Below are 7363 nucleotides of genomic sequence, written 5' to 3' on the forward strand. Positions count from 1 at the left end.
CGACCCTGCCCGATCCCGCAACCGTGATCGACACCGACCATTGGCCGATGGGCAGAGCCCTGCCGCTATGGCATCCTCAACGGCATCTCATGCGGAAAAGGGAGGTTCCCATGAAGACCGTCATCGCCGCGGCGCTGGCCGCGCTGGCCGCCATGCCCGCAGCCGCCGAAGACAGCCTCCGCGCCAACCCGCTGACCGCAAGCCCGGTCTGGGACGAGATCCGGCCGCAGATCCTCGGCCAGGACGCCCCCCTCGCCGAAGGCCCCGCGCCCTTCGAGATCGAGGCGCCCTACCGCGCCGAAGAGGCCGCGACCGTCCCGATCCGGATCCGGCAGACCGCCCCCGAGGCGCATATCTCCCGCGCCCGCCTGGTGATCGATGAAAACCCGATGCCGCTGGCCGCCGACATCGTCTTCGGCCCGGCCATGGCGCCGCTCGATCTCGAGCTTCGGGTCCGCGTCAACCAGTATTCCAACGTCCGGGTCATCGCCGATACCGAAACCGGCCTCTTCATGGACGGCCGCTTCGTCAAGGCCTCGGGCGGCTGCTCGGCCCCGGCCAGCAAGACCCCCGAACTGGCACTGGCCGAAATGGGGCGGATGCGGCTCAAGCCCTTCGCCGACACAGCCCCCGCGCTTTCAACGCCCCGGCGCGAGGCCCAGATCATGATCCGCCACCCGAACTATTCCGGCCTGCAACGCGATCAGGTGACCCAGCTCTTCATCCCGCCGCTCTATCTCGACCGGATCGAGGTGCGTCAGGGCGACGAGCTTCTGTTCCGCGTCGAGGGCGGCATCTCGATCAGCGAAAACCCGGTCTTCCGCTTCTCCTATTCCGATAATGGCGCCGCCAGCCTGCATGTCCGGGCCGAGGATACCGACGGCCATGTCTTCGAACAGGACCTGCCCAAAGACGGCCAGATCTGATCCCTTGTCTTCTTCTTGGCCTCAATACCCCCGCCGGAGGCGCCGCGCGCCTCGCGCGCGGCCCGGCCCAACGCCGGACAAGCGGGGCGAAGCCCCGTGCAGGCCGGGGGCGGGAGCCCCGCGCTCACTCGAAACAGACGATCTCGGCCTCGGCCTGGGCGCGGCGCAACTCGGCCACGAAGGCCCGGGCCGTGGGCGCGGTCCGGAACATCGACATCCGCTCGCCCCCCACCTGCTGCAGCGACAGCACTGTCTCGGCCTCGACATAGTCCTCGTAAGGCAGGATCGAGGCGATGGTGTCGATCGAACAGGCGCATTTCTGCAGCACGTCGCGCCCCTGCCCGTTTACCGCCATGCAGGCAAAGACGTAATCGGCCCGGACCGCGGTCGGATAGTCGTTAAGCGCGGCCGCCACATCCTCGGCCGCCACCGACCCGGCCGCCCCGGTGCCCAGCGCTGCCGCAAGAAGAAACACAGCCCGCCTCATCGCGCGGGCTCCGCGGCCGGCACGCTCAGGGTCAGCCGCACGGCATAAACCTCGCCCGAGGGTCCGGGGGCCGTCGCAGAAAGGCTGCGATACCAGCCCGGCACCTCCTCCGACACCGTCACCGCGATCTCCATATCGGCGAAGGCCCCCATCCGGGCGCGCGCCGGGTCGTCCTCGAACGGATGCAGCACCACCACCTCGGCGGCCACCTCGCCCGCGCCCCAGGACACTTGCACCGCGCGCCGCTCGGCCGGACGCATCAGCGCCTCCTTCAGGCGGTTGCGGATATAGAACGGGCTGCCGCCCATGGTCCGGGCCATGTCGCGCACCACGCTCTCGACGAAATACATCGCGACCGGGTTGCCGACCCTGGCCGGAAAGCTGCCGATGGCGCGAAACCGCTCGCCCTGAACCAGCCGCAGATCGGCCGTATCGGGCGATCCGGGCGGAAAGATCAGTCGCACCTCTCCGGTCTCGGCCGCCTCCTCGTCCGGCAGGGCCTCGTTCTGCAAGGACCGCTGGTAGACCAGCCCCGCGTCGCGGGACACCCCGTGAAGCGTGCCGGTCCGGAAGATCAGGTCATAGGCCTCGCCGGGCGCCGTATCGGCCGCGGATACCGCGCTTGCGGCCCCCGCCAGCAAAAGCCCGGCCAGAAGACCCACCATCCTGCTGCGCATCGCCTGTCCTCCCTTTGCCACCGAGCCTACCCACGCGGCCCTGCCTGTCACGCCAGACTTTCGTCGGCCATGACCGGAGCGCCCTCCCGCAGGGTCCGGCCGATCAGCGGCCGGAGCCGCACCAGATCGACGGGCTTTCTCAGCACCGCAAAGCCCCGGTCCGCCCCGATCCGCGGCAGGTCCTCGCTGGCATCGGCGGTGATCATGATCGCCGGAACCCTCACGCCCGCGGCGCGGCGCAGCGCGTCGATGGCCAGGACGCCATTATCCTCGCCGTCGAGCTGATAGTCGGCCAGGATCAGGTCGGGGGCCATGCCGATCTCGGCCACAAGCCCCAGCGCCTCGGCGGTCGAGCGCGCGGCCAGCACCCCCGCCCCCCAGGATTCGAGCGCGCGCGTCATGGCGAAAAGCACATCGCTGTCATTCTCCACCGCCAGAACGATCAGCCCGTCGATCCTGCCGCCCGCGCCGCCTGCCCGCTCGTCGCAGCCCGTCCGGCAGACCTCCTCGGGCGGGTCCACCCGGTCAAGTGCGATCGAGAAGACCGACCCCACCCCGGGTGCAGACCGGACGCTCAGATCATGGCCCAGATGTCGGCAGGTCCGCTCGACGATGGACAGGCCCAGCCCCATGCCCGAGCCCGGCAGCGCGTTGCCCGCCCGGGTGAATTCCTCAAAAATCCGCGCCTGATCCTCGCTGGAAATGCCGATCCCGGTATCCCAGACCTGCAAAAGCGCCCGGCCGCGGCGGCGGCGGCAGCCGACCAGAACCCGGCCGGTCTCGGTATACTGGATCGCGTTCACCAGGAGGTTCTGCAGCGACCGCATCAGGAATTGCGGATCGCTCTCGACCCAGAGCGCGGCCGGGATCACATCGAGCCGGATGCCCTTTTCGGCCGCGACCATCGCGTAATCCTCGCCCAGAGCCCGCATCATCGGCCCCAGACAGACCGGCCCCGGCGTCAGCGCCGCCCCGGTGCTTTCCAGCCGCGACAGATCCAGCAGCGCCCGCAGAAGCGACTCCATCGAGGCAAACGAGCCCTGCAACCGCTCGACCATCGGCTCTAACCCGCTGCCGCGCGCGCTGTCGCGCAGTGTCGAGATCATCAGCTTGGCGGCATTGACCGGCTGCAACAGATCGTGGCTCGCGGCGGCAAGGAACCGCGTCTTGGAACTCATCGCGGCCTCAAGCTCGGCCTTGGCCTGACGCAGTTCTTCCTCGACCCGGGTCTGCGCCGCATGCTGGTCGCGCAGCCGCCGGTTGGCCTCGGTCAGCTCGTAGGTGCGTTCCTCGACCCGCTTTTCCAGCACCTCGGTCGCCCGAGATTCCAGCGTCACGTCCGAGATGTCCGCCAGAAAGCCGCGATCGGGCAAGAGGTGCACATGCAGGTCCAGTACCCGGCCGCTCGCGTGGCGCAGACGCCGGCGCAGCTGCCCCTCGGCCCGCAGACGCGTCAGCCAGAGGTCGATATCGGCGATGTCGGCCTCGGCGACCAGGCGGTTCTCCTTCACGTGGCGCAGGATCTGGCTGAAGGTCGTGCCGTCCTGCACCAGTGTGTAGGGCAGCGCCAGAAGCTCGCGGAACCGGCCGTTCCGGATCGTGACCTCGCCGGTCCGCGAAAAAGTGCAGATCCCCAGCGTCATGTGATCGAAGGCGGCCTGCAGGTAATGCGCCTGCATGTCGATCAGCAGATCCTTTTCCATCCGGTTCTTGCGGACGATGTCGGTAATCTCGGTCTGGGTCAGGATCAGGTTGTCCGACCGGGTGCGCTGCCGCGCGATCTGGAACCAGCGGTCGCCCTGCAATTCCAGCACGAAGGTCAGGCTCGCGCCCTCGGCGGTGCGCCGGGTGATGGCCTCGGCCAGGTCGCGGCAGGCGCGGTCGGGATCGGCCAGCGCCCGGCTTGACTGCACCGCGCGGAAATAGTCCTCGACCGTCAGACCGGGCAGGATCCGGGCAGAGATATCGGGCAGGATGAACCTGAAAAGGTCGTTGCAGACCTGCAACCGCCCCTCGTGGAACAGCGCGAACCCGCCCTCCATCGCGTCAAGCGCCTCGCTCAGCCGCAGGCGCGTCTCTTCGCGGTCGACCCGGGCGCGCTCGAGCTCGGTCGAGGTCCGTTCCAGATCGCGCGTCTTGGCCCAGACCTGCCCTTGCAGAGCGACGGCCGACTGGAAGAGACCGTAGGCGCTGCCGGTCATGTCGTGCTGGCGGTTGCTGCGCCGGATCAAAGCGTCGATGATGCGCGCCTGCCGGGCGATGATGACGTTTGGCGGCGCGTCCGGGTCGATCATGCCAAACCCCGGGTGCGGGGCTCGAAGAAGGCGACGCCCACGAAGGTCTGGTTCACATGCACCCCGCAATGCTGTTCGCCATAGGTGTTGAAGCCCAGCACCCGGTGGCGGCGCAGAATCTCGGAGGCCGGCGCGGTCAGCTGTTTCTGACCGATCTCGAGTTTTCGCAGGAAGCAGTCGAAGCCCAGGATGAACTCCGGCCCCCGTCCCGCCGCGTCGGTCACGGCAAGTTCGTCATCAAGCGTCCGCAGGATCTCGCGCCCGCGTCCGAGCGTCAGCAAGAGCCCGTCATCGATTGCCGACAGGAAGGACAGCGCGCCGGTCTCGGTCACCTTCTGGATCGCCCGGACATGGTAGATCGAATTGTTGCGCACCAGCACCGGATGTTCCGCAAAGACCTGCGGGCTGAGCGCCTCGACCGGGGAGCCGACCAGCCGGGCGTATTCCTCGGCCGCGGGCGCACCGTTCAGTTCCAGCACCAGCCGTTCCTCGGGTACGGCCTCGGTCACCACCATCAGGTGCTCGGTCGGAAGAAAATGGTCGAAGCCGAGGCCACGGAACTCCAGATCGGTCTCGATCAGCACCAGCAGGGCGGCATCGCGGTGCAGCGCCCCGTCCTGCAGGATCGCGGTTTCCCGGAACCGCAGCGCATCGGCGGCCGACCCGCCGAAGACCGGCACGTCCTCAAGCCCCGCCGCCAGCGCGGCGACCAGCAGGTCTTCCTGCTTGGACAGGCCGTCGGCGAAGATCAGCGCCAGTCGGTTCCACCGTGCGCTATGTGCAAATTGGGCGGCCAGACGGCGGGCCTCGGTCGAGACCTCCTCGATCGAAAACGGCGAGAGTGGCCGGATCAGTCGCGTGGCACAGCGGAAATGGGCGCGCGGAAAGGCCAGCAGCAGCAGCGCGTCGTCCTCATAGCCCTCGGGCGTGATCTGCCCGGCCGAGCTGCATCCGAAAACGGGCAGGCCCGGCAATTGCTGCGCCAGGGCCTCGGCCAGCGACGCGCATGCCAGCCGGTCGGGAATGAAGGCCAGCACGAAGCGCGCCTGGGTCCGGTCGATCTGCGCTGCCGCCTCGGACGCGGCACGCGCCGGGTCGGCCGACCGCGACAAGCCGACGCCGGGGGTCCCGGGACCGGGGTCCGGCCGCGGCGCGGCGCCATCCCGGACGCTACTGGCTGAGGAAGGACCGGGCATCGGCCTCCGAGAACCCCGCCCCGACATCGACCGTGGCGCTTTCGATCAGCACAGCCGCCTGGGTCCGGTTCTGCACCCCAAGCCGTCGCAACAGCGCCGTGATATGCGCCTTGACGGTGGCCTCGGCCAACGAAAGCTCATAGGCAATCTGCTTGTTGGGCTTGCCCGCGCAGATCAGCCGCATGATACGGGCCTGCTGCGGCGTCAGTTCGGCAATGCGGCGGCCAATTTCCTGCGCGCTGGCAGCCCGCGGCGCGCGCGCCGCCGACCGGCAGGCGCGGCGATAGGCCAGCGGCAGATACCGGTTGCCGGCGCGGATCTCGGCCAGGGCCAGTCTGAGATCGTCAATCGAGGCATCCTTGGGCACGAAACCGGCCGCACCACCGTCCATCAGCGCCGTCACCACCTCGACCGAGGTCAGCGCCGAAATCACCAGAATCGGCACCTGCGGCAGTCGCTCGCGCAGCCGGGCAAAGCCACTGATCCCCGCGACATCTGGCAGCTTGAGATCAAGCATCACAAGGTCCGGCAGAAACCCGGAGCCTAGCGTCCCCAATCCCTCGGCGAGCGTCGTGGCCGTCTGGATCTCGGCATCGGGAAAAGCATGTCGAAGGGCGACGGCCAATGCATCGGAATAGAGCGGGTGATCGTCAACGACCAGAACGGACTCTATGGCCGTCACCGCCGGCATAACCGGTTCATGGCTCATTGGTCTTTCCTCCCTGCCCGGACGCTACCAAATCGCGCAGCGGGAAGGCAACGGTTTCGGGTCAGGGTGCTTTGATTTCGGTCGCGCAGCATGACCTCACGACTCCGATAACGGAGAGGTGACATGAGCGATCTCTTCTGGCTGACCGACGCGCAGATGGCACGTCTGGCCCGTCTCTTTCTGAAGTCTCATGGTGAGCCGCAGGTCGACGACAGGCGCGTATTGATTGGGATTATCTTCATCAACCGCAATGGCTTACGCTAGCGAGATGCTCTTTCTGCCAATGGTCCACACAGTTGAAGCGGACCGTGGTCGCGGTGGGGCCGCGCAAGCCTTGGAAACGCTTAACAGCCGCTGGAAGCGATGGAGCGAAAAAAGGACCTTCGCACGGATGATGGGAGGGCTGGCGGCGGAACACGGCGAAGAGAAGACCGTGATGATCGACGCGACAGACCTCAAGGCCCATCGAACGGCGACCAGCACGGCCGCCCAAAAGGGAAGCGTGGTCGCCTGATCGGACGAACCAAAGGCGGGATGAACACCAAGCCGCACGCCATCTGCGACAGTCAGCGATGCGGCAGCCCTCGAAGCTGGACCTCAAGTTCATCCTCGAAATCGCTTGCTGCCCCTGTGTGGCCAATGCACCGGGCATTTCGATGCCCTCGGCCGTATCCGAGCCATGGCCCCGGATCCTAGAACGCGACGTCCGGTCCGCGGACCGCCAGACATGCCATATGGCCAGTCCACCCTCCGTGTCATGAGAGCACGGCGGTGAAACCGGAAATTCTCTTTCGGAATCAAGTCCCGGCCGTCCGCTGCCTTACCCGCAGATTGCGGGATGCGCTTCACTGGCCTGCCGCCGGGTCGGCCGCACCGGCCGAATGGCAGCCTGCGTGATGCCGCCGGTATCCACAGCATGCTGTCGGCGTCGGACAAAGGCACGCATCGTCGGACGCGCCGGCCCGGCCTTTCGAGACGTGCAGCGGAGACTTCCGCCGCGGCGTTCGCCACGGCTGGCGGGCGGCCCGGGCCAAGGTCATGGCGCCACCGCTCCAGGCTGGGTCGCCGTCAGGT

At 67.7% G+C, this 7363-nt stretch carries 6 protein-coding genes and 1 pseudogene; 2 read left to right on the top strand and 5 right to left on the bottom strand.

The features are described 5' to 3' along the window. The first annotated feature begins 110 nt into the window (after positions 1–110). Positions 111–926, top strand: coding sequence for a quinoprotein dehydrogenase-associated SoxYZ-like carrier (locus BYZ73_RS17920; RefSeq protein WP_245943217.1), 816 nt, complete (start codon positions 111–113; stop codon positions 924–926). A 124-nt stretch (positions 927–1050) separates the two neighbouring features. Here BYZ73_RS17920 and BYZ73_RS17925 read toward each other — a convergent pair whose 3' ends face one another. From BYZ73_RS17925 to BYZ73_RS17945, 5 genes are read right to left on the bottom strand one after another with little or no spacing between them, the layout of a single operon-like run. Continuing rightward, the gene (locus BYZ73_RS17925; RefSeq protein WP_112317094.1) at positions 1051–1413 is read right to left on the bottom strand and encodes a hypothetical protein; all 363 of its coding nucleotides are present in this window, start codon (positions 1411–1413) and stop codon (positions 1051–1053) included. Beyond that, positions 1410–2090: a hypothetical protein gene (locus BYZ73_RS17930; protein WP_245943218.1), complete on the bottom strand. Its 681-nt coding sequence runs from the start codon at positions 2088–2090 to the stop codon at positions 1410–1412. Before BYZ73_RS17930 ends, BYZ73_RS17925 begins: the two co-directional genes overlap by 4 nt. 47 nt (positions 2091–2137) lie before the next feature. Next, the gene (locus tag BYZ73_RS17935; protein ID WP_112317096.1) at positions 2138–4384 is read right to left on the bottom strand and encodes an ATP-binding response regulator; all 2247 of its coding nucleotides are present in this window, start codon (positions 4382–4384) and stop codon (positions 2138–2140) included. After that, positions 4381–5496 carry an FIST N-terminal domain-containing protein gene (locus BYZ73_RS17940; protein ID WP_245943219.1) on the bottom strand — a complete coding sequence of 372 codons (1116 nt, stop codon included), beginning with the start codon at positions 5494–5496 and terminating at the stop codon, positions 4381–4383. Before BYZ73_RS17940 ends, BYZ73_RS17935 begins: the two co-directional genes overlap by 4 nt. A gap of 58 nt (positions 5497–5554) precedes the next feature. Continuing rightward, the gene (locus tag BYZ73_RS17945) at positions 5555–6289 is read right to left on the bottom strand and encodes a response regulator (RefSeq protein WP_108028707.1); all 735 of its coding nucleotides are present in this window, start codon (positions 6287–6289) and stop codon (positions 5555–5557) included. A gap of 123 nt (positions 6290–6412) precedes the next feature. Here BYZ73_RS17945 and BYZ73_RS17950 point away from each other — a divergent pair. Continuing rightward, positions 6413–6856 (top strand): annotated as a pseudogene (locus BYZ73_RS17950) (transposase family protein); the annotation flags it as partial. Between the last annotated feature and the right edge of the window lie 507 nt (positions 6857–7363).

The organism is Rhodovulum viride (assembly GCF_003265965.1).
Classification (GTDB): Bacteria; Pseudomonadota; Alphaproteobacteria; order Rhodobacterales; family Rhodobacteraceae; genus Rhodovulum; species Rhodovulum kholense.